Annotated in this window: 20 protein-coding genes; 2 read left to right on the top strand and 18 right to left on the bottom strand. The window is 57.0% G+C overall.

Translation table 11 applies throughout. The features are described from left to right. Positions 1-15 precede the first annotated feature (15 nt). Genes pknB through rlmN form a run of 3 tightly spaced genes read right to left on the bottom strand, consistent with a single transcriptional unit; the run spans position 16 to position 4,019 of the window. Positions 16-2,196, bottom strand: coding sequence for a Stk1 family PASTA domain-containing Ser/Thr kinase (gene pknB, locus ACLD72_RS19895; protein WP_410997647.1), 2,181 nt, complete (start codon positions 2,194-2,196; stop codon positions 16-18). Continuing rightward, positions 2,193-2,966, bottom strand: a complete 774-nt coding sequence (locus ACLD72_RS19890) for a Stp1/IreP family PP2C-type Ser/Thr phosphatase (RefSeq protein ID WP_410997645.1) — start codon at positions 2,964-2,966, stop codon at positions 2,193-2,195. Before ACLD72_RS19890 ends, pknB begins: the two co-directional genes overlap by 4 nt. Before the next feature lie 6 nt (positions 2,967-2,972). Further along, a complete protein-coding gene (gene rlmN / locus ACLD72_RS19885) occupies positions 2,973-4,019 on the bottom strand; it encodes a 23S rRNA (adenine(2503)-C(2))-methyltransferase RlmN (protein ID WP_251586762.1) in 1,047 nt (348 codons plus the stop codon). Positions 4,020-4,524: 505 nt separating this feature from the next. On the opposite strand from rlmN, the gene ACLD72_RS19880 reads away from it, so the two are divergent. Further along, positions 4,525-4,719 (top strand): hypothetical protein, encoded by a 195-nt coding sequence (locus ACLD72_RS19880; protein ID WP_458476119.1) that lies wholly within the window; start codon positions 4,525-4,527, stop codon positions 4,717-4,719. Positions 4,720-4,738: 19 nt separating this feature from the next. Here ACLD72_RS19880 and rsmB read toward each other — a convergent pair whose 3' ends face one another. From rsmB to ACLD72_RS19820, 12 genes are all read right to left on the bottom strand, one after another. Continuing rightward, positions 4,739-6,376 (bottom strand): 16S rRNA (cytosine(967)-C(5))-methyltransferase RsmB, encoded by a 1,638-nt coding sequence (gene rsmB, locus ACLD72_RS19875; protein WP_410997641.1) that lies wholly within the window; start codon positions 6,374-6,376, stop codon positions 4,739-4,741. Next, on the bottom strand, positions 6,373-7,332 hold the full coding sequence (gene fmt, locus ACLD72_RS19870) for a methionyl-tRNA formyltransferase (protein WP_410997639.1): 960 nt from the start codon (positions 7,330-7,332) through the stop codon (positions 6,373-6,375). The genes rsmB and fmt overlap by 4 nt, the downstream gene beginning before the upstream one ends. Positions 7,333-7,340: 8 nt before the next feature. Then, on the bottom strand, positions 7,341-7,823 hold the full coding sequence (gene def / locus ACLD72_RS19865) for a peptide deformylase (protein ID WP_410997637.1): 483 nt from the start codon (positions 7,821-7,823) through the stop codon (positions 7,341-7,343). A gap of 414 nt (positions 7,824-8,237) precedes the next feature. Continuing rightward, on the bottom strand, positions 8,238-10,850 hold the full coding sequence (gene priA, locus ACLD72_RS19860; protein ID WP_410997635.1) for a primosomal protein N': 2,613 nt from the start codon (positions 10,848-10,850) through the stop codon (positions 8,238-8,240). Further along, on the bottom strand, positions 10,847-12,067 hold the full coding sequence (gene coaBC / locus ACLD72_RS19855; RefSeq protein ID WP_410997633.1) for a bifunctional phosphopantothenoylcysteine decarboxylase/phosphopantothenate--cysteine ligase CoaBC: 1,221 nt from the start codon (positions 12,065-12,067) through the stop codon (positions 10,847-10,849). Before coaBC ends, priA begins: the two co-directional genes overlap by 4 nt. 77 nt (positions 12,068-12,144) lie before the next feature. Next, positions 12,145-12,363: a DNA-directed RNA polymerase subunit omega gene (gene rpoZ / locus ACLD72_RS19850; protein ID WP_410997626.1), complete on the bottom strand. Its 219-nt coding sequence runs from the start codon at positions 12,361-12,363 to the stop codon at positions 12,145-12,147. Positions 12,364-12,399: 36 nt separating this feature from the next. Continuing rightward, positions 12,400-12,984 (bottom strand): guanylate kinase, encoded by a 585-nt coding sequence (gmk, locus tag ACLD72_RS19845; protein ID WP_410997624.1) that lies wholly within the window; start codon positions 12,982-12,984, stop codon positions 12,400-12,402. Between the two features lie 13 nt (positions 12,985-12,997). Further along, positions 12,998-13,258 (bottom strand): extracellular matrix/biofilm regulator RemA, encoded by a 261-nt coding sequence (remA, locus tag ACLD72_RS19840; protein ID WP_018751582.1) that lies wholly within the window; start codon positions 13,256-13,258, stop codon positions 12,998-13,000. A gap of 51 nt (positions 13,259-13,309) precedes the next feature. After that, complete coding sequence (locus tag ACLD72_RS19835) at positions 13,310-14,194, bottom strand: YicC/YloC family endoribonuclease (protein WP_410997851.1); 885 nt, start codon at positions 14,192-14,194, stop codon at positions 13,310-13,312. Between the two features lie 32 nt (positions 14,195-14,226). Further along, positions 14,227-16,137: a bifunctional homocysteine S-methyltransferase/methylenetetrahydrofolate reductase gene (locus ACLD72_RS19830; RefSeq protein ID WP_410997622.1), complete on the bottom strand. Its 1,911-nt coding sequence runs from the start codon at positions 16,135-16,137 to the stop codon at positions 14,227-14,229. Between the two features lie 462 nt (positions 16,138-16,599). Continuing rightward, on the bottom strand, positions 16,600-17,436 hold the full coding sequence (dapF, locus tag ACLD72_RS19825) for a diaminopimelate epimerase (RefSeq protein WP_410997620.1): 837 nt from the start codon (positions 17,434-17,436) through the stop codon (positions 16,600-16,602). Positions 17,437-17,547: 111 nt separating this feature from the next. Beyond that, entirely contained in the window at positions 17,548-20,352 is a 2,805-nt protein-coding gene (locus ACLD72_RS19820) for a calcium-translocating P-type ATPase, SERCA-type (protein WP_410997612.1), read from the bottom strand. 350 nt (positions 20,353-20,702) lie between these two features. Between ACLD72_RS19820 and ACLD72_RS19815 the strand changes: the two genes are divergently transcribed. Continuing rightward, a complete protein-coding gene (locus tag ACLD72_RS19815) occupies positions 20,703-22,466 on the top strand; it encodes an NFACT family protein (RefSeq protein ID WP_410997610.1) in 1,764 nt (587 codons plus the stop codon). A gap of 60 nt (positions 22,467-22,526) precedes the next feature. Here ACLD72_RS19815 and ACLD72_RS19810 read toward each other — a convergent pair whose 3' ends face one another. The 3 genes from ACLD72_RS19810 to ACLD72_RS19800 form a co-directional block, all read right to left on the bottom strand. Next, positions 22,527-23,408 carry a PHP domain-containing protein gene (locus ACLD72_RS19810; protein WP_410997608.1) on the bottom strand — a complete coding sequence of 294 codons (882 nt, stop codon included), beginning with the start codon at positions 23,406-23,408 and terminating at the stop codon, positions 22,527-22,529. Positions 23,409-23,434: 26 nt separating this feature from the next. Then, on the bottom strand, positions 23,435-24,334 hold the full coding sequence (locus ACLD72_RS19805) for a selenium metabolism-associated LysR family transcriptional regulator (RefSeq protein WP_410997606.1): 900 nt from the start codon (positions 24,332-24,334) through the stop codon (positions 23,435-23,437). A gap of 121 nt (positions 24,335-24,455) precedes the next feature. Continuing rightward, a complete protein-coding gene (locus ACLD72_RS19800) occupies positions 24,456-24,893 on the bottom strand; it encodes a hypothetical protein (protein ID WP_251586792.1) in 438 nt (145 codons plus the stop codon). Between the last annotated feature and the right edge of the window lie 505 nt (positions 24,894-25,398).

Genomic DNA, 25,398 nt, shown 5'->3' with positions numbered 1-25,398 from the left:
TCATCTCGGTATGCCTTAATGACCATGTTTGTTGCCCTTGCCTTTACCGTTGCCTTTACCTTTAACCTTGTCGTTCGCGGCGGAGACCAGTTTACCCGATTGAACCATACCGGTGTCCGGGATATCTCCCGAATTCTGATCCATCGTATTCTCGTCGCCCCACGTCTCCTGCGAGCCGGTAGGCGGGAATTCCGGAACAGGCACCGTTCCCTGCTTGGCGTCGATATAGGAAATCTGGTAAGTTTCCAGCAGCACGTCATCCCGAGTCACGGAAACGTAGCCATCCTTGTTTGGCGCAAGCACGAGATCGACCGCAAGATATTGCGCTTTGCCGATCGTTTTGGTTCCCCACTGCTGACTGTCGCCGCGCGCGTCACCGTAACTGATGCTGATTTTGCTTTTCTGGCCTTCCGCCGCGGGAACGACCGGCACCTGATACGTATACGTGATCGCCTCCGGCGGATAACCGGTGCTGACGAACAAAGTAACTTCCGAGCCCGGCGGGACTTCTTCATTCGGCGCGTTCGGCCACTGCTTGATGACCTTGCCTGCTTCCATTTCGTAGCTGGATTGCTCTTTGATGCCGCCCTCGGCCAGCTTCAGCCCCGCCTTTTTGATTTCTTCCTCCGCTTCGGCCTGGGTTTTGCCTACAAAATTCGGCATTTTGACGTTTTTCGGCCCCGTGCTGACTGTCAGTGTGACTTCCACCGTTGCCGGATCGTAATCTTCCCCTGGGTCGGGGCTTTGGCCGATGACTTGGCCCGCTTCCTTATCGTCGCTGGGCTCCTCCTTTTTCGAAATGCGGTCTTCGTCGATCCCCAAGGCAACGAGTTGCTTCACGGCCTCATCGTAAGTCTTATCATCTGTCAGCGTTAGCATCTTGAGCAGCGGTTTGGCCGTACTAACCTTGAGGTCGACCGTGGAGCCTTCCTTCACCTTCATGCCTTCCGGTTTGCTTTGTTGCCAAACGATGCCTTCGTTGAAGCCTTCTTTATACTCGGTGATAATGTCGCCGGCTTCGATCCCGTTTTCTTTAAGCTTGGCGATGGCTTCCTGCTCTCCCAAGTTCAAAACGCTCGGTACGGTGACCTCCGGCACGGTGACCAGACTGTTGACATACCAGGCTACGCCTGCCATCGCCAGCAGGAAAACCAAGGTCACTCCGATCCATAACGCCGGCTTGCCCCAAGCTTTTTTCTTCGGGGTCTCGCGTACTTCGGACGTCGCCGCCGCATTGTCACGCTCCCGCGGATTATCCCGGCTCAGCTTGGCGGCTCCTCCCTTTTGGGCACTGCTTTGGGGGCGGATGGCCGGTATGATTCGCGTGTTGTCTTCGTCATCATGATCAATAAAGGCCAGTTTGGATTCCATCCGCCGTTCCGGCAGCAGGCAAGTCTCCAGGTCGCGCAGCATTTCTTTGGCCGACTGGTAACGTTCCCCGGGATTTTTGCGCATCGACTTTAAAATAATATTTTCCACGCTTTGCGGAATCATCGGATTGACCGTCCGCGGCTCGTCGAAATGCTCCTGCAGATGTTTCAGCGCCACGCTGATCGGGCTTTCGCCCAAAAAAGGAAGCCGTCCCGTCAGCATTTGATACAGCACGATCCCGAGGGAATACAGGTCCGACTTTTCCCCAGTCGCCACCCCTTTGGCATGTTCCGGCGAAAAATAATGCACCGAGCCAACCACCGAGCCCGTTTGTGTAATCGTTGTCGACGTGACGGCGCGGGCGATGCCGAAGTCGGTAACCTTCACCCATCCGTTGCGCCCGATTAATATGTTGTGAGGTTTAATATCACGGTGAATGATTTGATTCTGATGGGCGTGATCCAGCGCGTCGGCGATTTGCGACGCGATGCGGACGGCTTCCTCGACTTGCAGCGGAGCCCGCTCCTTGATGATTTCATTCAAATTTTGGCCTTCCACGAACTCCATAACGATATAATGAACTTCGTCTTCCTGTCCGACATCATACACGCTGACGATGTTTGGATGCGATAAGGATGCGGCCGACTGCGCTTCCCGGCGGAAACGCCGGATAAATTCCTCGTCATTCACAAATTGTTGACGCAGCACTTTTATGGCTACGTAGCGATTCAGCAAAATGTCCTGCGCTTTATAGACGAGCGCCATTCCGCCTCCGCCGATTCGTTCGATAATCTGGTAACGGCCGCCCAATTCGTGTCCGATCATGAATTCCACTCCTTTGTGCCCGACTCGGCATCCTCATGTTGTTCCAGCAAGGCGATGCTGATGTTGTCGTCGCCTCCGGCATGCAAAGCCATCTGAAGCAGACGATCGGCGCGATCATGCAGCGCAAGATCATCCAGGTCCAGCGTCAGGGCCATTTGTTCCGGCGTAACGTAATTGCTGAGCCCGTCGCTGCAGAGCAGCAGGATTTCCCCGGGCTCCAAAGTTACCCGATTCATGTCGACATCAACCTGTTCGTCGGTGCCCAGCGCCCGGGTCACCACATTGCGGTGAGGATGGACATTGGCCTCCTCGGCGCTGATCTGGTTGCTTTTCAACAGCTCATTGACCAAGGAATGGTCATCCGTCAACTGGACGATCTCCCCACGCCGGTACTTGTACGCCCGGCTGTCGCCGATATGGCCAACCATGCCCTCGCGCCCGGCCAGCAGCACGGCAACGACCGTGGTGCCCATGTTGCGGTATTCCTCATGCTCCGACGCTTTGCGGAACACGACTTCATTGGCGTGAAGGATCGCTCTTCGGAGCTCCTCGCCGAAATCTTGAACCGACAGACCGCCCGACAGACCGTGCAAATCCCGGGTAATCGTCTCGACCGCCAGTTGGCTGGCGATATCGCCCGCCTGATGGCCGCCCATTCCGTCGGCCACGACGCCAAGCGTATAGCCCTGCTCGAGCCGGTCCACCCAGGTGCAATCCTCGTTAACCGAGCGGACTCGTCCCACATCACTTAAATAAACCGTCTTAATCAATTTCGTTCACCTCGCACCAGACTCCATATGCTTCGCCCGCAGTTGACCGCAGGCCGCCGCAATATCATGGCCTTGCTCCCGGCGAATCGTCACATTGATGCCGTTATCCGCCAAGACCCGTTGAAAATTAAAAATATCGTTTCTGGATGTTCTTACATATTTGCGTTCCGGCACGTAGTTGACCGGAATCAAGTTGACGTGGCAGAGCATGTCTTTGATCACGCCGGCCAATTCCTCCGCATGTTCCGGCTGGTCGTTAACCCCGCCGATCAACGCGTATTCAAAGGTGATCCGGCGGCCGGTTTTGGCGATGTAATAACGCAGCGCCTCCATCACATCGTCAAACGGAAAGCGCCGGTTCACCGGCATCAGCTTGGAACGGAGCGCATCGTTGGGCGCGTGAATCGAGATCGCCAGATTGATTTGCGTATTCTCGTCAGCAAACCGGTAAATGTTCGGCACAATACCGCTCGTTGATACAGTAATATGCCGTTGTCCGATGTTCAAGCCCTTTTCGTGGATCATAATCCGCAAAAATTTCATCGTGGCGTCATAATTTTCGAACGGCTCGCCCGTTCCCATGATCACGATGCTGCTGACGCGTTCGTCTTTGGCATCGAGAATTTTCTGCGCCTGCACGACCTGGGCAACGATTTCGCCGGGCGTTAGGTTGCGTTTCAGGCCGCCGAGCGTCGAAGCGCAAAAGGTGCAGCCCACCTTGCAGCCGACCTGCGTCGTCACGCAGATGCTGTTGCCGTAATTATGCTTCATGATGACAGTTTCGATCGCGTGATCGTCATGCAGCCCGAACAGAAATTTGACCGTGCCGTCCCGGGATTCCAGCTTCGTAATTTCCTGCAGCGTAACGAAGGCAAATTGCTCGTCCAGCTTCTGCCTTAGCGATTTGGACAGGTTGGTCATCTCGTCGAAGGAACTGACGCGCTTCACGTACAGCCAGTCGAAAATCTGGCCGCCGCGAAAGGCCGGCTCTCCTTGCGAGACCGCCCAATCCTGCAGTTCTTCCAAAGTGTAGTCATATATAAAAGGTTTCATTTTCACACACCTATCCTATGTTTTATCAAAAAATCACCCACTCATTCCACCTATTTTATCATAAATCGCCAAGACACTAAAGGGCGCGCCGGGTAGAGCCGCTCAAGACAGCCTTCCGGGACTTTGGGAGGCGGGGGAAAACCGTGCGGCGGAAACGCCGGAATAGCCGGGCCGTGAAAGGTTGGGCAAGCTGGAGACGAGCGAAAATAGGCCTGAGGGAGGATGAACAGGAGAAGCCGCAATAAGTATACGGTACCTGAAATAATGCTGTAAGTATGGCGGCGGTGACTCTTTTGCGAAGCGAAGGCTTGAGGAAAATTGTAAAAGTTAGCTTGTTGAAAACCCGGCCGAAAACATAAGAACAAAAAATGTCGCTATTTCGGCGATATCCCCCATGTTGAGTGAAATAGAGGAAAACTTTGTCGCTATCTTCCAAATCGCGGGGAAATGACCACCTTTCACACCGTTCATTGAAAAATAAGGACATAAAATTCCGCTAAGGGTGATGATCATGCTCAAATTCGGAAATAGGAACATAAAGTTCCGCTATTTTTTATGGCTCAAAACCAAAACGGCGCTTGGCATCAGGAAAAGTGCAACTCCTTCAAGCAAGGCTGTCATTTTAAACTTAGTACACTCCGTCACCCGCCATTTCAAAAAGGCCAAGCCCGGCGGCAATGGCCGTGAGCTTGACCTCTAGTCTCATTCTATTTGGCACTTTACCGCGCTTTTCGCAAACGGGCGATGTAGAATCCGTCCGAATGGAAGTCCTGCGGCAAAATTTGCAGTCCTTCCGCTACCCGGCCGGAAGCTTCGGCAAGCGGCCGCCGCTCCCAGCCGGCCGGCTCCTCCGCCGCCAAAGCGAACTCCGGATGGCGGTCCAGGAACCGCCGGACCATCTCCGCGTTTTCCCGGGGTTCGATCGTACAGGTGCTGTAAACGAGGATGCCCCCCGGCTTCAGCAGCCCGCTGACCGCATCCAGCAGCCCTTGCTGCACCCCGGCGATCTCGCCAATGTCGCCCGGCGTTTTCGCCCACTTCAAATCGGGCTTGCGGCGGATTACGCCGAGTCCCGAGCAGGGGGCGTCGAGCAGGATGCGGTCGAAGGCTTCCGGCCCGAAACGATCGCTTAGCTTCATCGCATCTCCCGACAATGCCCGCACGTTCCCGAGGCCCAGCCTCCCCGCGTGGTCTTCGATCAGCTTGGCCTTGTGCGGATGGATATCGTTGGCCACAACCTCGCCGCCGCCCTCAAGGATTTCCGCCATATGGCACGTTTTCCCGCCGGGCGCCGCGCAGCAGTCCAGCACCGACATCCCCGGCTGCGGATCCACCGCTTCGGCGACCAGCATGGAGCTCTCGTCCTGCACGGAGATCAACCCTTCCCGGTACCAGGACGTCAGCGCCATGTTCCCGCCGCTATGTACGATGATGCCGTCCGGCGATATCGGGGAAGCGGAAGCCGTGAGACCCTGCCCTTCCATCAGCCGCAGCATCTCCTTCCGGCTCGTCCGGGTCCGGTTGACCCTGACGCTGACCGCAGGCGGTTCGTTGTTGGCCCGGCAGATGGCTTCGGCCGTGGCTTCTCCGTACTGTTCGATCCAGCGGGCAACCAGCCATTCCGGGTGCGAGTGAGCCAGGGCAATCCGGCTGACCGGCGGCAGGTCCTCCGGCAGGGTCAACTCCTCCTTCCGGCGCAGCACGCTGCGCAGTACGCCATTGACCATCCCGGAAATGCCTTGATGCCCCTTCTTTTTGGCGATGTTGACTGCCTCGTTGACAGCGGCATGCGGAGGGATCCGGTCCAGGTAATGAAGCTGGTAGAAGCTGAGCCGCAGCAAATTGCGGACCCACGGAGCAAGCTTGCCAAGCCCTTTCGTTACGAAAGGCGCCAGAAAAAAGTCGATCGTATTCAACCGTTGAATTGTACCGTAAACGAGTTCGGTTGCAAGCCCTGCGTCCGGACCGGACAGACCGGATTTTTGCAGCGCCCCGTTCAGCAGCAGGTTGCTATAGGCGCCTTCCTGCTCGACTGCGGTAAGCACCTCCAGCGCAACGCCGCGGGCGGACGGTTTCGCCTGTCTGCGGGCCGCTCCCCCCGAGGGGCCCGCGCCATGCCCGGTACTCGCCTTTTGAACGGAGCCGCGTGCTGTGCCCGCTTTTGGAGCAAAACCGCGCCCGCCGCCTCCCTTTGGAACGCTACCGCCAACGGCGCCTGCCCCTGAAGCGGAGCCGCGCCCGCTGCCAGTAGAGCTGCCCCCTGCATTTGAAACGGAACCACCCTCGGCGCTCCCCTTTCGGGCGCTGCCGCGCTCCCTGCCGTTTTTTCCTCCGCCAACGCCACCGCTTAGGCTCATCCCAATACCGTTCCTTTCTTCATTACGCCGCCGCGCACGAACTCCGCGGCTTCCATCGCTTTTTTGCCGGCCGGCTGCACGCGGGTGAGCAGCACGGAGCCGTCCCCGGTTTGCACCTCAATGCCGCGCGCCGACAAATCGAGCACCGTCCCGGGAGCTTGTCCGGGCGCGGACCCGTCCGCCGATCCAGAAACTCCGCCTTCCGCGGGCTTGGCGGCCGCCCATATTTTAAACACTTCGCCGTTCCATAACGTAAAACCGCCGGCAAAAGGGACAAGCCCCCGTACCCGGTTGTAGATGTCCCGCGAGGAAGCCGTCCAGTCGATACGCTCATCCTCGCGGCTCAAATTCGGCGCATACGTCGATTCCTCATCGTTTTGCGGAATCCGCCCGGCCTTGCCCGCCACGATCAGCGGCAGTTGCTCCAGCAGCAGTCCGGCGCCCGCCTGGCTCAGCTTCTCGAACAACGTGCCGGACGTATCCTCGTCCTCGATCGGGACGATGGACTTCGCGATCATGTCGCCGGTGTCCAGCCCCTCCGCCATATACATCAGCGTAATTCCGGTCTCCTTCTCGCCGTTTATGACCGCACGTTGAATCGGCGCGCCGCCCCGGTATTTCGGCAGCAGCGAGCCGTGAACGTTAAGGCAGCCGTAACGGGGCAAATCGAGCACCGCTTTGGGCAAAATTTGTCCGTACGCCGCCGTGACGATCAGGTCGGGCTGATAGGCCGCCACCTCCGCCACCGCTTCAGGCGCGCGCATCCGCGCCGGCTGCAGCACGGGCAACCCGTGCCGCAGCGCCGCCTCTTTGACCGGCGTCGGCGTCAGCACCTTTTTGCGTCCCTGCGGACGATCCGGCTGGGTCACGACGGCGGCCACATCGTACCCTTCGCGCAGCAAAGCCTCCAGGGAAGGAACGGCAAACTCCGGGGTTCCCATAAAGACGATCTTCACCTGCGACGTCACTCCTTCTCTTCACCTTCCGGCGTAATTTCGTACACTTTTTCGGCCACATCGGTATAAAGAACCCCGTTCAAATGATCGATCTCATGCTGAAAAGCTCTGGCCAGCAGCTCGGATCCGGTATACGTGACTTCCTTCCCGTTGCGGTCAAGCCCTTTGACCGTTACCGTCATCGCCCGGCGCACATCGCCGCGGTATCCCGGGATGCTCAGGCACCCCTCAGGCCCGAACTGCTCCCCTTCCTTGGACACGATCTCCGGATTGATCAGTTCAATAAGCCCCTGTTCATCGCCCACGTCCACCACGATCATCCGTTTTAAAATGCCGATCTGCGGGGCGGCCAGCCCCACGCCTTCCGCGTCGTACATCGTATCCGCCATATCGGTCAAAATTTTCTGCACGTTCGGCGTAATTTTCGTCACTTCTTTGGCTACCTTATGCAGCACTTCATCCGGTTCTTTTACGATAATGCGTATCGCCATATGGCACTTCCTTCCGTCGCTTCTTGTGTATTATATTTATAGAGGTTGTTCAAAAAATCCGCTTTTGAAGATATAAGAAAGAGTTGACTACTAAGTATCGGCTTCCTTATATCGCAAGAAAAACTACCGCTAATCGCGGTCTGTCTTCCTTGAATTTACATCGAAAGACGTTTTTCTTATCACGAAGTAAATTCAAGTAGTAACTCAGCATCGAATCTTGAATTCAGCCGGGCCCTCCGGTGCTCACGTACCCAAAACGTACGCTCCGCTCCTCGGTCCTGGCTTCATCCAACCTTCTCGGTGCTGAAAACCGACCTTTTTGAACATGCACTTACATTAAAAAGGCCTGATGCATTCTTCAAAAAATATATATGCCGTAAACCCGCAGTTTGATCATTAAGTTCATGCAGCCGGCTACATCAGCATTTGCGGATCGACGTCGATGCTGATTTGCAGACTGGCGTCGCGCAGGCCCGCCAGCGTCGCGGCCGCCGTCTCCCGCACGAGACCAACCGCGTCCAAATCGCCGCGGTGCTTCACCATGCACTGGAACCGGTAGCGGTTCTTAATGCGCGGAATCGGCGAAGCGACCGGACCGAGAATGTCCAGCGCCGCCGGTGTAAACCGGTCCAGGCTGCCGAACCAGCCGAGGCGCTGCGCCTTGGCCCGCAGATCGCCGGCGAAATTTTCCGCCATCCGCAGCAGCAGCGGCAGCTTCTCATGCGAAAGCGTGACCAGTATCAGCCGGCTGTACGGCGGATAATGCAGCGCCTTGCGATGCTTCAGCTCCTCGCGTACAAAAGACAAATAATCGTGCCCGCTGGCGTGGACGATCGAATAATGCTCTGGCATGTAGGACTGGATAAACACTTCCCCCGGCAGCTGATGGCGTCCGGCGCGTCCCGCTACCTGCGTCAGCAATTGGAACGTTTTTTCCGCCGCGCGAAAATCGGGGAAATTCAGCGCCGTATCCGCCGCGATCACGCCAACCAGCGTCACGTCGGGAAAATCCAGCCCCTTGGCGACCATTTGCGTTCCCAACAGCACATCGCCTTTTTTTTCGCGGAAAGCCTGCAGCAGCTTCTCGTGTGCGCCTTTTTCGCTGGTTGTGTCTACATCCATGCGGATGACGCGGATGCCCGGAAACAGCTTGGCCAGTTCGGCTTCGACCCGCTGGGTGCCCGTGCCGAAGTAGCGGATATGCTCGCTCCCGCATTCCGGACATACGGACGGGGCCGCTTCGGCGTAACCGCAATAATGGCAGCGCAGGTTGTTCGATTTTTGATGGTAGGTGAGCGAAATGTCGCATTCGGGACAACCGGCGACGTATCCGCAGGTCCGGCACATCACAAAAGTGGAATATCCGCGCCGGTTCAGGAACAGCACGGTCTGTTCGCCGCGCTCAAGGCGGGCTGAAATCCCCCGGTGCAGCGCGCGGCTGAACATCGAACGGTTGCCTTCCTTCAGTTCTTCCCGCATGTCGACGATTTGAACCTCCGGCAGCCGGCTGCCGGACGGGCGCTGCTTCATTTCCAACAGCACCGGAGCAAAGCCGCCATGGTCCCCGCCTGCGGAGCGGGCCGCATGATAGCTCTCCAGCGACGGGGTCGCCGAGCCCAAGATCACCGCGGCCCCGTGCTGCCGGGCGCGCCGGACGGCGACATCGCGAGCATGGTATTTCGGCGTTTCTTCCTGCTTGTAGGAGGTTTCATGCTCCTCGTCCATGACGATCAGCCCGAGCTTGGCAAACGGCGCAAACACCGCCGAACGCGCCCCGATCGCCACCTCCACGCGGCCTTCGCGGATTTTCCGCCATTCGTCGTATCGCTCCCCGGTGGACAACCGGCTGTGCATCACGGCAACCTTGGCGCCGAATCGCCCTTTGAACCGCTCAACCATCTGCGGGGTGAGCGAAATTTCCGGAACGAGCACGATCGCCTGGCGCCCCAGGGAAAGACAGCGCTCAATCGTCTGCAGGTACACCTCCGTTTTGCCGCTCCCGGTCACCCCGTGCAGCAGGAACACTTCGGGCTTCTGGGCGTCAAGCGCCGCGGTCAGCCGATTATATACAATCTCCTGCTCCGATGTTCGTTCCAGCGGCGCGCTGCTCTTAAATCGCCGGCCTTGGTAAGGGTCGCGGAACACTTCGACGTCTTCGATGACGGCGTAGCCTTTTTCCGCCAGCTTCTTCACCGTGCCCGCCGTCACCCGCAGGGTGGACAGCACCTCTTGGAGGGACAACGGCATGCCGACCTCCAGCAAAAACTGCAGCACTTCTTTTTGGCGTTTGGCCTGCGGCCCGAAGGAAGCGAGCGCGTCTTCCGCCGCCTTGCCGCTGACTGCCGCGGCCACGCTTTTCATCGTTTTTTTGCCAACCTTGTCCTTGATCGCCTGGCTTTCCGTCAGCACGCCCCGGTTCAGCAAATCCTTGATGATCGCCGCCTGATCCGGAAAACGCCCGCCAAGCTGGGTCATCGTCACGGTGCCGGAGGCCTTGATGTGGGTGACAATTTCTTCCTCTTCCCGGGTCAGCAAAGCCGACAAAGAAGGCAGGCTGCCGGCATCCTGGCGCAGCTCCTCCTGCCCGCTCCAAAACGGCTCAGCTGCGCTTCCCGCCGCGATCAACTCCGCAGCGGCCCCGCTTTCCGGCGTTTCCTCCGGCTCAGCCACGCGGATATACCTTTCCGCCTTGCCTTTCAACGCCGACGGAATCATCGCCTGCAGCGCCGAAATCATGCTGCAGGCGTATTTTCGGCTCATCCACTCCGCCAGCTCCACGAGATCGGGCGGCAGCGGCGGCAGCAGGTCCAGCAGCTCCTGGATCGGCTTCATCCGCGCCGGATCTATTTCCGGCTGTTCATGCAGCGATACGACAAAGCCCTGCACCGTGCGGCGTCCGAACGGAACGCCGACGCGGCTGCCGACTTCGATCCACCCCGCCAGCGGCTGGGGGATCAAATAATCAAAAGGCCGGTCGGTTTCCCGGCTCGGCACATCCACGATCACTTTGGCCATTCGGTAGGTCATCGGCCCAATCCTTTCAATCGGCCGGCCGCAAGCTCCATAATCCGCATGCCCACTTCGTCTTTGGCGAGCCGGGGCAGCGAATCCACCAACCCGTTCGCATCATAGATGTTGACGATGTTGGTTTCGGCGCCGAATCCCGCCCCCTCCGCGGTGACGTCGTTGGCGACGAGCAGATCGCAATTTTTGCGCTTCAGCTTGTCCATGGCATGCTGCTCGAGATTTTCCGTCTCCGCCGCAAAGCCGATCAGCAGTTGGGTCGTTTTCTGTTTCCCGAGCGTTTCCAAAATATCGATGTTCTTCACCAGTTCCAGCACCAGGGAATCGCCGGTTTTTTTGATTTTGTTCGGGGCGGTCTCCTTTGGCCGGTAATCCGCCACAGCAGCAGCCTTCACCAGGATATCCGTATCGTTCCATTCCCGGAGGACGGCTTCGTACATCTCCTGCGCCGAGGAAACCCGTGTCAGGGAGATCCCCACAGGCGGTTGCGCTTGCGTCGTTCCGGCGATAATCGTCACGTCCGCCCCCAATTCCCGGGCCGCTTTGGCAATGGAAAAGCCCATTTTGCCCGAAGAGTCGTTGGTGATATAACGGACCGGATCGATCCGCTCGACCGTGCCGCCGGCGGTTACGACGACTTTTTTGCCGGCGAGCGGCTTTTCCGCCCGCTTGGCCTGGCGCGCAAAATAGCCGCTCACCACGGCCGCGATCGATTCCGGCTCTTCCATCCGCCCTTTGCCCGTGTAACCGCAGGCCAACAGCCCCTCGCCGGGTTCGATCATCATGACTCCGCGCTCCACAAGCTCAGCCATATTGCGGATGACTGCCGGGTGCTCGTACATATGCACGTTCATCGCCGGTGCAACCATGATCGGCGCCTGCGTGGCGAGCAGCGTCGTCGACAGCATGTCGTCGGCGATTCCTGCCGCCATTTTGGCGATGATGTTGGCCGTCGCCGGAGCGACCAGCACAAGATCGGCCCAATCGGCCAAATTGATGTGCGAGATCGATTCAGGATGCTTTTCGTCAAACGTGTCGGTGTATACGAAATTTTTCGATAGGGCCTGTAGCGTCAGCTCTGTGATGAACTTCGTCGCCGAGCGGGTCATGATGACGCGGACTTCCGCTCCTTCTTTCACCAGCTTGCTGGTTAGCGACGCCGCTTTGAACGCGGCGATTCCGCCGGTGATGCCTAGCAAAATTTTTTTGCCGGTTAACATCGGTATCCCCTGCCTTTCTCCCAAACCAAAAAAATAACAACCTCGCGGTTGTCGTAAAGCAGCCCGGAGGCCGGAATTTATTCGTTTTCTGCAGGCAGTTCCTCGCCGTTTTTGATCTTGACGTAGTCGCCGTAAATCTCTTCGAGCGCAATGCCGACCTGCTTATGCGATTTCGGCTGCTTCAGCTCGCTTTTGTCCCCTTCGCGCAGCTGTCTGGCGCGGCGGGATGCGGCCACGACCAGGGAGTATTTGCTCCCCACTTTGCCGAGCATCTTGTCAATGGATGGATACAGCATAACGTAACACCTCTTCTTATTGGCTGATCGCCGGATTTAGCAATTTCCTTGTTTGCGGATTCTGCAATGTTCGGCGATAACGATGGATTGTATTCTTTGGCAGGCATGATCGATTTCGTCGTTGACGACGGCATAATCATAATTTTCCATCAGTCCGATCTCATGAGCGGCCACCGACATGCGATGGTCGATCGTTGCCTGGTTTTCCGTTCCCCGGCCTTGAATGCGGCCCTTCAGCTCGTCAAGCGAAGGCGGGAGCAGAAACACGAACACGCCCTCCGGGAATTTCTCCTTCACCTTGAGCGCACCTTGAACTTCAATCTCCAAAATAATATCTTTGCCGCTTGCGATCGTCTCCTCCACGAAATCCCGCGGGGTACCGTAAAAGTTGCCAACGTATTCGGCATACTCCAGCAGTTGATCGTTTTCGATCATCTCCAAAAACTGCTCGCGGCTTTTGAAAAAATAGTTCACGCCGTTTTCTTCGCCAAGGCGGGGCTGCCGCGTCGTCGCGGAAACCGAATAAATCAAATCCGGCATGCGCTTGCGCAGTTCGCTGCAAACCGTTCCTTTCCCGACGCCCGACGGTCCAGATAACACAATAAGTAACCCTTTAGACATAATTCTCTCCATTTTATTCGTCGTTGTCTTCATCTTTGGTCGACAGCCGGTGGGCGACTGTCTCCGGTTGCACCGCCGACAAAATAACATGGTCGCTATCCGTGATAATAACCGCGCGTGTCCGGCGCCCGTATGTAGCGTCAATCAGCATATGGCGATCTCTCGCTTCCTGAATGATCCGCTTGATCGGCGCCGACTCCGGGCTGACGATTGAAATGATGCGGTTGGCCGATACGATATTTCCGAAGCCGATGTTAATAAGTTTAATTGCCATGTTTAGGTAGTTCCCCCTATATACTTGACTCCTGCCCTGCGTCAAAATACGTTATTCGAGATTCGCGGCTTGCTCACGGATTTTCTCCAATTCCGCCTTCATTTCGACGACAAGGTTGACTAGAGCCAAATGATTAGCTTTAGATCCAATCGTATTGGTTTCCCGGTTCATTTCCTGTATGAGAAAATCCAGCTTGCGCCCTATCGGTTCAAAAGCCTGCAGCAAACTGCGGCATTGCTCGAAATGGCTCTTCAAGCGGATCAGCTCTTCGTCGATATTGGAGCGGTCGGCAAATACGGCCACTTCCATCGCAAATCTCTGCTCGTCAAAACTTCCCTCTAGCAGTTCGGAAAGCCGCCCCTTAAGCCGGCTTCTGTAATCATTCACAACCTCCGGCGCGAGGCGCACCAGTTCGCCGTGAATCGCCTCCAGGCGGGCCAACCGCCCGCTTAAGTCGGTAACAAGGTTCCGACCCTCGCGCTCGCGCATGCCCAGAAGCCCAATCAGCGCTTCCTCGAGGCCGTCCTGCAGCACCCGTTCCCACTCCGGTTCGCTTTCGCCCGCCGGCGCTAGCTCGGGAGCGGTCAACACGTCAGGCAGAGAGAGCAGGTCTTTGGCGCTCAATTTAGCGTCCACCCCGTAACGGCGGCCGAGCTCTTCGGCGGCCTGCAGATAAGATTCCGCGACCGGAGTGTTCAGCACCAAAGGCAAAGCGCTGGTATCGTCACGCTCTTTGCCGATGAAGACATCGATGCGTCCCCGTTTTACGCGGCGTTGAACCAAGCGTCGCAGTCCGTCCTCGTAACACGACCATTCCCGCGGCATACGCAGAACGATTTCCGCGTATCTGTGATTGACGGATTTTATCTCGAATTGAACGATGTAACCGCCGTAAGATCTGACGGCCCCACCGTATCCTGTCATACTGTGCGACAATGGCATCACATCCGTTATCCTATTGTAATTGATTATGTGGAGCGAGACAAGTGGGACGCCCCTTGTTTCGATTTCTCCTTAACATAATTCACTAAAGCGACATTCATTTCATAGAACATAAACGGGGTCATTAGATAAATACCGTTAAAATGCTCCATCGCCGTGTCGAGCAGTTCCTTGGCGATTTCCACGCCCGCTTTGCGCCCTTCGGGACCCTGCAGTCCTTCCATCCGCTTTAGAATCTCCTCCGGTAGCTGGATGCCGGGCACTTCATTATGCAGGTATGCGGCATTTTTGCCGCTGGCCAGCGGCATGATTCCGATAAATATCGGAATATCCAGATGCGCCGTCGCTGCTTTGACCGCCGCGATCAGTTCCGGGTCATAGACTGGCTGGGTCATGATGTAATCGGCGCCGGAGGCGATTTTTTTCTCCAGCCGCTCAACCGCTTTGTTCAGGTGCTTCACGTTCGGATTAAAAGCGGCGCCAACGACGAATTTGGCTTTCTGCTTCAGCGGCTTCCCGGAAAAAGAGGTCCCTTCGTTGAGCTGCTTGATCATGCGGATAATCTCAAACGACGTCAAATCGTAGACGGAGCTTGCGCCCGGCAAATCGCCGAACCGCGCCGGATCGCCCGTCACGGCCAGCACGTGGTCGATGCCCAGGGCGTCAAAGCCCATCATATGCGACTGCGTGCCGATCAAATTGCGGTCCCGGCAGGCGATGTGTATGAGCGGGCGGAGGCCCAGCTCGGACTGGACGAGATGACCCAGCGCCATGTTGCTCATGCGCGTCACGGCCAGCGAATTGTCCGCCAGCGTCAGGGCGTCGACGCCCGCCGCCTTAAGCGCGGCCGCTCCCTCCATAAACTTGCCGATGTCCAGATCGCGCGGCGGATCGAGCTCAACGATGACGGTGTGCCGTTCCTGCGCCAGCTCGACGAGACTCGGCCGGTCCCGCCGCACCTGACCTCCGCCGGGGGAAAATCCGGTTTCCGTCTCCGGAGCCTCGGGCTCGTTCAGGATGACGGACGAACGCGCCTCCGGAAGCTGGCGTCCCTTCTCCAGCGGCGGCGCGGCGTAGCCAAACAGCGCCTTCGCGGTTGCCGCAGTATGCTCCGGCGTCGTCCCGCAGCAGCCGCCGATCAGCCGCGCGCCCAAATCGGCGAACGATGCCGCGTTTTCACCGAAGTATTCGGGGGTTGCTCCATATACATATTCTCCATCCACGTAATCCGCCAAACCTGCGTTCGGAAATACGGACATCGGAACGTCCAGAGGACCGTTCAATTCGGCCATCACGCTCATGATTCCTTTCGGACCGGAATGGCAGTTGAAGCCGAGCACATCGGCGCCCTCCTGAAGCAGTGTGCCGAACGCTTCCGGGATCGCATAGCCGTCCAGCGTGCGGCCGACCTGGTCGACGGCAAACTGGCAGATGACCGGAAGATCGGTCAGATGCCGCGCTTTCCCCAGCGCGATCCGCATTTCCCGCAAATCGTAAAACGTTTCGAACAGCAAGGCGTCAACCCCTTCGGACAGGAGCACCGCGATTTGCTGTTCATAATACGCGCCCAGTTCCTGCGCCGTGACGTTGGCCCGCTTTCCGCCGCGGATCGAACCGACCGCGCCCGCCACGTAAGCATCGCCCCCCGCGGCTTGCCTTGCGATGCGCACGGCGGCGCGGTTAATTTCCTCCACCTTCGACTCCAGGCCGAACCGGAACAATTTATAGTAATTTGCCGAAAACGTATTGGTCTCGATCAACCGGGCTCCGGCCTCGATGTATCGCCGATGCACGTCGCCGATGACATCCGGGCGCAGCAAATTGAATTCTTCATAGGAAATGCCGACCGGAAAACCCAGATGGTACAAATATGTGCCCATGGCCCCGTCGCCGACAATGACTTCGTTTTTCAGCGCCTCGCGTAAATCCGGCTTCATGCTCGCTCCTCCTGACCGTCTGACGTAAACTATTATCATATTAATCTAACATAAATTAATAAGAATGGTAAGATAGAATATAATGCGTTTGGAAGAAAACTTTCGTTTTGCTGTATACGCCCATAGTTTAAGCCTTAGGAGGAAACGACCGTCCTGACATAGAGGTATTTTGTGGCGCTATTTTTGCGAATTTTCCCTCGCGAATAAAATAGAGGAACTTTTGGTCCTTATTTTCTTATTAGGCTTGAAAAACCGCGTTTTGCCCCCACCCGGCGAGAAATAGAGGAAAAAAGTTCCTCTATTTCGCACCTGGTCCCTATTTGGCAAGAATAACGCCCTTTTTTACCGCTATTACCGCTGCCTCCGCAAATGCAGGTCAAAGATCTTAAAAAAAGCCGGGCCCCAAAACCACGGGTGTCCCGGCTTCGTTTGCCGCCTGCTGCAACGCTGGTCAAACGGCATTTAGATTTCTACGCTGCCCTTGTACACCGCTTCCGCCGGGCCGGTCATATATACGTGGTTGTCCCGTTCATCCCATTCGATGAACAGGTCCCCGCCCTTCAGCCCGATCCAGGCCGCCCGATCCGTCAGCCCGTTCAGCACGGAGGATACCAAGGTGGCGCAGGCGCCCGTTCCGCAGGCGAGCGTAGGTCCGGCTCCGCGTTCCCAGACGCGCATTTCCACCCGGTCCCGGCTCGTCACGGTCGCGAATTCGACGTTGATTTTGCGCGGGAAATAAGGATGGACCTCAAGCTGCGGACCCCATGTCGTCAACTCGAAGCTCGGGGCGTCGTCCACGTAAATGACGCAATGCGGATTGCCCATCGACACGGCCGTGAAGGAAAATTCGCGCCCTCCCGCCTCGATCGGCCGGTTCAGCACCGGGCTTTCCTTCAGCGTGGTCGGAACGGCCAGGCCGTCCAATATCGGTTCGCCCATATCGACGCGCACTGTTTTGACGACTCCGTTCTCCACCTGCAGGCTGACCTGCTGCACGCCCGCGCCGAGCGTTTCGATCGTCACGTTTTCTTTATTGGCCAAGCCGTTGTCGTATACGTACTTGGACACACAGCGGATCGCATTGCCGCACTGCTCAGCTTCCGTACCGTCCGAGTTGATGATCCGCATTTTGAAATCGGCCTTCTCCGACGGAAGGATAAACACGAGACCATCCCCGCCGACGCCAAAATATCTGTCACACCATTTTACCGCCAGCTCGGATACATTTTCAGGCAGCTCCGTATGCCCGTAAAAAACAAGGAAATCGTTGCCCAGTCCATGCATTTTCGTAAATTCCATCTTAACCCCACTCCTGCATCGTCAATATATATCAAGGGAAACGCCGTCCCTTGCAACAAAGCTTGCCTATGGGGTTAGTCTAAAGTTTGCCGGCGGGAAAAGGTATTGATTTTATGCACGAATATTTGTACTTTTCGCGGTTCCCAGCGGACGCGGACCGCTGAAGCCGCGGCGTTTGCGGTTCCCGGACCAGACGCTGCCGGCGCCCAGCAGGAACGTCGGAATGCCGGCGGCCACCAGCGTAATCGCCCATTCTCTCGCGCCGAGCGGAATCGTTTTAAAGATCGGCTGCAGCGGTTCGATGTACATGACGCCAAGCATCAAAATGATGGAAGACAAGACCGCAAGCACCAATAATTTGTTTTGTAAAATGTTGCGGTGAAAAATCGAACGCGAGCTGCGGCAGTCGAAGACGTGGATCAGCTGCGCCATGACCAAAGTGGCGAAAGCGACCGACTGCGCTTTGGCCAGCTGGCCCGGGTCGCCCGGCGCGTGCTGCAGCGTCAGCCAGAAGGCGCCCAGCGTGCACACGCCGATCAACACGCCGCGGCTGATGATTTTCCAGCCCAGGCGCCGGGCAAAAATATTTTCGTTCGCCCCGCGCGGCTTGTGCTCCATCAAATCTTTCTCCGGCTGGTCAACGCCAAGCGCCATCGCCGGCAGGCCGTCGGTGACGAGGTTCACCCACAAAATCTGAATCGGCAGCAGCGGCAGCGGCAGCCCGGCGAGCATGGCAAAAAACATCGTCAAAATTTCCCCAACGTTGGACGCCAGCAAATAACGGATGAACTTGCGGATGTTCTCGTAGATGTTCCGGCCCTCCTCGATCGCGGCCACGATCGACGTAAAGTTGTCGTCGCTGAGGATCAAGGAAGAGGCCTCCTTGGAGACGTCGGTTCCGGTCAGGCCCATCGCGATGCCGATGTCGGCCGCTTTGATCGCCGGCGCGTCGTTGACGCCATCGCCGGTCATCGCCACGACATGGCCTCTGCGCTGCAGAGCTTTGACGATCCGCAGCTTATGTTCCGGAGAAACCCGGGAGTACACGTAGATGTTCTCCACCTGGCGTTCGAGTTCTTCGTCGCTGAGCCCTTCCAGCTGCTGGCCGGACATCGCGGAGCTGCCGCGCGGCAAAATGCCGAGATCGGAGGCGATCGCTTCGGCGGTCAGCCCATGGTCCCCGGTGATCATCACCGTTTTGATGCCCGCCTTGCGGCAGACGTTGATCGCGTCCCGCGCTTCGCGCCGCGGCGGATCGATCATGCCTGTCAGGCCGACGAAAATCAGCTGCGATTCCACGCCATCCTCGTCATCGGCCCCTTCATGAGATCTTAGTTCCCGGTACGCCATGCCGAGCACGCGCAGCGCGCCGCGGGCCATCTTTTCGTTGGCGGTCTGCACACGCTGGCGGAACGTCCCGGTAAAAGGCACCACTTTCCCTTCCCACAAAATATACGAGCAGCGCTCCAGCAGCATATCCGGCGCGCCTTTCACCAGCGCCATTTTACCTCCCTGGTGGGTGACGATGACGGACATCCGCTTCCGTTTCGAATCAAACGGAAACTCCCGCTCGCGCGCATACATGCCGCTTAGGGAAGCCGGGGACAAGCCCATTTTTGAAGCCAGCGTAACCAAAGCCCCCTCGGTCGGGTCGCCTTTTAATTTCCAAACCGGGCCCACCGCCGCTTCATCCTTCGTCTTGCGCCGGCCGCGTTGTTCCGGGTCATCCTCATAGATGTCGGCATTACTGCACAGCGCGCTGATTTGCAGCAGCCGGCGCAGGCTTTGATCCTTGCGCAAATCGACCGGGCTGTCCCCCTCGAGAATGTTGCCGACCGGCTCGTAGCCTTCGCCGGTGACCGCCAGAGAACGCCCCTCCAGCCAAAGGCGGGTGACGGTCATTTTGTTTTGCGTCAGCGTGCCGGTTTTATCCGAGCAAATGACCGATGCGCAGCCCAGCGTTTCCACCGAAGGCAGCTTGCGGACAATCGCCTTGCGTTTGATCATCCGCTGCACGCCGAGCGCCAGAGCGATCGTGACGATAGCCGGCAGACCTTCCGGGATGGCGGCCACCGCCAGACTGACCCCGGCAAAAAACATCCCGCTCGCCGGCTGCCCCTGCATAATGCCCAGCAGCACTACAAGCACGGTCAAGCCAAGCGACATGTAGATTAAAATTTTCCCGAGCTGCTCAAGCCGCCGCTGCAGCGGTGTATCCTGAGCTTCGGTATTTTGGATCAGGTCGGCGATTTTCCCCATTTCGGTGTCCATGCCCGTCCGGATAACGATGCCGCGCCCGGTGCCGCGGGTAATCATCGTGCCCATGAAACCGATATTTTTCTGGTCGCCAAGCGGCACTTCGCTTTCGCTCAGGACACCGGCATGCTTGCCGACCGGATGCGATTCGCCCGTAAGCGCGGATTCCTCGACGTCCAGGCTGTTCGTGGACAACCAGCGGATATCCGCCGGAATCCGGTCGCCGCTCTCCAGCACGACGATGTCTCCGGGAACGAGCTCCCGGGCCGGCAAATGCTTCACGGTTCCTTCCCTTAGCACGTTGGCGTGCGGCGCGGACAGCTGCTTCAGCGCGCGCAGGGAACGCTCCGCCCGGAATTCCTGGATGAACCCCAGCACCCCGTTCAAAATAATGATGGCTATAATCGTCACGGCGTCCAAATATTCACCGAGAAATCCCGAGATCAGCGTGGCGCCCATCAGCACAAGCATCATGAAGTCCTTAAACTGATTCAGAAACAGCAGGATCGGGGAGATCCGTTTGCCTTCTTCGAGCTCGTTCCAGCCGCTCTCCTCGCGTCTTCGCAGCGCTTCCTCGTCGGACAACCCCTGATCACGCGTGACGCCAAGCCGTTCCAAAAGCGCTTCAGCACTCCACTGGTGCCAGTTTTTTTGTTCCATCCCCTATTCCCCTTCCGTTTTTTGTGCAGTTTCAGCGTGAAGGCTTTTCCACCTAGGGTAAATGTATTCCGGCCAGTCCCAAATTATCACAGCGGAGCCCTTAAGTTTTTGCCCAAAGTATGGCATCATAGAAGAGGCGTCTTATTAAAATACAAGTTCAAAAAAGTCAGGTTTTCAGCACCGAGAAGGTTGGATGAAGCTAGGGACTGAGTAGCGGAGCGTACGTTTTGGGTACGTGAGCAACGGAAGGCCCGGCTGAATTCAAGATTCGACGCCGAGTTACTTCTTGATTCACTTCGTGATCAAAAGCGGACTTTTTGAACTACCTTTAGACAGGAGATCATACAATTATGGCACTCGACGGCATTGTAACCCGTGCGCTCGTTCATGAACTGCAAGCCTGCATTGGAGGGCGCATCAATAAAATACATCAGCCCGCGGCCAGCGACATCGTGTTTGCCCTGCGTACGCAAGGTGGCAACCGGCGTCTGCTGCTGTCGGCGAATCCAACGTATCCGCGCGTTCATTTTACGGAAAGCTCGTTTCCGAATCCGCTGGAAGCCCCGATGTTCTGCATGCTGCTGCGCAAGCATTTTGAAGGAGGAACCATCGAAGCGGTCAGCCAGGTCGGCATGGAGCGGATCATTCATATCGATGTCCGCACGCGCGACGAACTCGGCGATCTGTCGTTGAAGCGAATCATCATCGAACTGATGGGCCGGCACAGCAACATCATTCTCGTTGATCCGGCGACAGGAACTCAGCTTGACGGAATCCACCATGTGACGCCGGCCATCAGCGGCTACCGCGTCGTTATGCCCGGATTCGCCTACACCAGCCCTCCCGAGCAGCACAAGCTCGACCCGCTGGGCGCGGAGCGCACCGGGTTTTTGGCGGCTTGCCGGGACGCCGAGCAGGCCGGAAAAGGCAGCGTCTGGCTGGTCGAAGCCTATAACGGCTTAAGCCCGCTGATCGCCGGGGAAATTTACGCCCGGGCCGGCCTGACCGGACCGGAAAAGGAACAAGCTGGCCTTGATCCTGCGGAGCGGCTGTGGCAGGCTTTTTCCGCGCTGATGGAAGATGTACGCGGACACGCTTATACTCCGGTGACGGGCGAAACCGCCAAAGGTAAAAGCGTGTTTTCCGCGATCCGGCTGACGCAAATCCAGGACGGGCTGCGGACATACAAGTCGATCAGCGAATGCCTGGAGGACTACTACGGAGACAAAGCGCTGCGCGACACCGTTAAACAGAAAACGGGCGACCTGCTGCGGTTTTTGCAAAACGAACGGAACAAAAACATCAAAAAGCTGACCAACCTGGAAAAAGATTTAAACGAGGCGGAAGACGCTGAACGCTACCGGATCTGGGGCGAACTGCTGCTCCCTTCCCTGCATGCGATCCGTAAAGGCGACCGCTCCGTGGAACTGGTCAACTATTACGACGAGGAGCAAAAGACCGAAACAATCCCGCTCGACCCGCTGCTCAGCCCTTCGGAAAACGCGCAGCGCTATTTTAAGAAATACAATAAATTTAAAAACAGCCTCACCGTCATTCACGAACAGATGAAGCTGGCCGGGGAGGAAATCGCTTATCTGGAAGGGCTGCTGCAGCAACTGGACGACGCCACGTTAAGCGATATCGACGAAATCCGCGAGGAGTTGACCCAGCAAGGGTATTTACGGGACCGGGGGAAAAGGGGCGGCAAAAAGAAGAAAAAAGGCGACCGTCCGACGCTGCACCTTTACACTTCCTCGGAAGGCATCGAAATTTACGTCGGCAAAAACAATCTGCAAAACGAGTACGTCACGAACCGGCTGGGCAAACCCAACGACACCTGGCTGCATACGAAGGACATTCCGGGCTCGCATGTGCTGATCCGCAGCGACAGCTATGGGGAGGCTACTTTGAATGAAGCGGCCCAGTTGGCCGCCTACTTCAGCCAGGCCAAACAGTCCAGCAGCGTGCCGGTCGACTGCACCCTGATCCGCCACGTGCGCAAGCCGAGCGGGGCGAAGCCCGGCTTCGTCATTTACGATCATCAGCGGACGTTGTTCGTGACGCCCGATGAGCAGTTGATCAAGGCTTTGCCGAGCTCCGTCAAAAACGGTTAGCGCAACAAAAAGCAGCCCCGAAGTCCGTTTTGGACCTCGGGGCTGCTTTATGTTGCGGCGTCATTCCGCCCGGCCGGCCAGCGCCACTTCCTTGAGCCGCTCCACCGTCCCAGGCGGGGCGGTGCGGCTGCCGAGATCGCCGTGGAACACGACGCCCTGACGCACGCCATGGTAGTCCGACCCGCCCGTGGCGATTAACCCGAATTGTTCGGCCAGCGCCATGTATCGCTGCTCCTTGTCCGGACCGTGGTCGGAATGGTACACTTCGATGCCTGCGGGTTTCCCGTTTTCGAGAATTTTCCGCACCAGATCGTCGTCGCCGTACAAGCCTGGATGGGCCAGCACCGGCGCTCCGCCGGCCTCGCGGATCCACTGCATGGCCTCCTCGGGGCCGATCCTCGGCAGGGAGGCGTACCCGGGTTTCCCTTCCGCCAAGTAGCGGTCAAACGCGTCCCGCATGTCGTTCGCAACCCCTTTGCGGACGAGCGCGTCGGCGATATGCGGCCGCCCCACGCTTTCATCGGGGCGAAGCGGCCGCGACAGCCCGTCCTTCACCTCCTGCAGCGTGATCGAAATGCCGAGCTTTTGCAGGTTGGCGATAATTTTTTCGTTCCGCTCTTCACGTACCGCCCGCAACCGCTCAAGCCGCTCCAGCAAAAGCTTGTCCCGGTCATTCAAAAAATAACCGAGCACATGGATGTCCTTGCCCCCGGCCCGCGTGCTGATCTCTACTCCCGGTACGACAACAAGCGAAAGCCGCGCTCCCGCTTCCCGGGCTTCCGCAATGCCGGCCACCGTGTCATGGTCGGTGATCGCCAGTCCCGCCAGGCCTTTTTCCTTGGCCAGCCTGACGTTTTCCGCCGGGGCGTTCATGCCGTCCGAAGCCTGCGTGTGCGTATGTAAATCAAATTTACCTTCCTCTGCTTGCTGTGCCTGTGTCATCTATCCCCATCCTTTGCTGGCTATTTTTATCCCCCGTATTCCCGTAAAAACGTCAGGAATGTCACCGCGCTGACCGGCAGCAGCGTCGACTTCAGGTGGATCGAATAAAACTTCCGCTTAAAAGAGACGCCTTCAATGTCGAGCGCCTCCATGAGACCAAGCGCCTGTTCATGCTTGACGGAAGACGGAGAGATGATCGTAATCCCGATCCCCGCTTCTACCGCCGATTTGACCGCTCCCGTACTGCCAAGCTCCATAACGGTTTGAATCCGGCTCATTTCGATCCCACGGCGTTTAAATTCGGCTTCCATCACCTGGCGCGTCCCGGAGCCTTTTTCCCGGAGCACAAACGGATAAGAAACAACCTCCTCCAACGTCACCGTCTTGTTGCCGGACAGCGGATGCCCCGACGGAACGATCAGCTTCAGTTCATCCTCCATCACCGGTTCCGATACCATATCCGGGTGCTGAACGGGCGCTTCGACGAGCCCGAAATTGAGTTGATGACCCACGATCTCCTCGATAATTTGCGTTGTATTCATCACTTTCATCACGATGGAAATGTGCGGGTAGCGCTGCCCGAACGGTCCGAGCAGCCGCGGCAGCACGTATTCCCCGATCGTCAGGCTCGCCCCGAGCTGAAGCCTGCCTTCCAGCATCGAAGTATACCGCGCCATCGCCTGCTCGGTTTCCCGGATAAGCTCAACGCTTTTCCGGGCATACGGAATCAGCGTCTGTCCCGCCTCCGTCAGCTCGATTTTTTTCGTCGATCTGACCAGCAGCTTGCAGCCGAAATAATCCTCCAGCGATTGGATCTGCATTGTTACCGCCGGCTGAGTCATGTGGAGCGCCTGAGCGGCCGCCGAAAAGCTTCCCCGCTCCGCGACCGTATAAAAAATATGGAGCTGGTGGTAGTTCAACGCCATCGTCCGCTACTCCCCTTTCTGTAACCCTACAATAGCATGTTCAGGCCAACAAAAAAAGCATGCCGTTTGAGCATGCGAACCTTGTTGCTTTACGTCCAGTCTCTATCCGTTTAACGCCGCGTCATCTGCGTTTGCGGCTGTTTTTGATCAACGTCATCCGCCGGGAGTGGCGCAGCCAGGAATAATAGGATTTCAAATCGCGCAACTCAATCGTTTCCGACATCCGGCCCAGGAACGTGACGATAATCATCCGGTGCAGCGGCCGGCCGGCCAAATCGAATTCGCCCGGAATTTCCGTAAATTCGGCAACCATAACCAAGTCGTCGTCAATCAAATAGACGTCCTCTTCCTTCCGGTAGTACGGGGTGATCCGCCCTTGCTTCAAGCATTCCCAAGCCCATCCGGCAATTTGCTCGTATCCGATGTTTTCCCGGTTGACCCGATCATGATATCTGCTTTTCGCGTGGTTTGTCACCACGATGTCCGCTACTCTTTTATCCCCTAAAATAATATGGAAAGCTTCATAGGTTCCCCAACGCTCCGTCGCCCTATCTCTCATGCCGCACCTCTCATTTAATAGGCTTGTTCAACAAACTAACAGACAATTTCATTATTCATAAGCCTCTTTACCAGCAGGTTTCTTTAGAATTAACCGGACTTATGCAACCATATAGGTCTTTGTAACTAAGCACTTTTACCTATTATATTACATGATTCCCTACCCTACTACAAGGCAAGCGCTCGCAAATCGCAAAAAATAGTATGAGCCAAGAACTTTAGACCTATTTTTGGCATCGATAACATGGCGTATCCATAATTATAGCCGCCTTTGCATTAGACGTCCGCCTTCAACAAAGCGCAGAACCGCAGTGCGTAGCCAGGCACATTTGAGTCGCGTTCACGCGCTCATGGGAAATATCCTATCAAGCAGCTGTATTTACTATACTATTATATTTCCATTCTATTGGATATATGCAATCGCGATGCTAAGAAAAACGCCTAACGGCATTCTTTAGTGCTCTGACTTCTACTTTGGAGCGATTGGAAGCTCTTTCTCAACTTTG

This window comes from Paenibacillus lacisediminis, from assembly GCF_046567315.2.
This window is presented reverse-complemented; position numbering and strand designations above follow the sequence as displayed.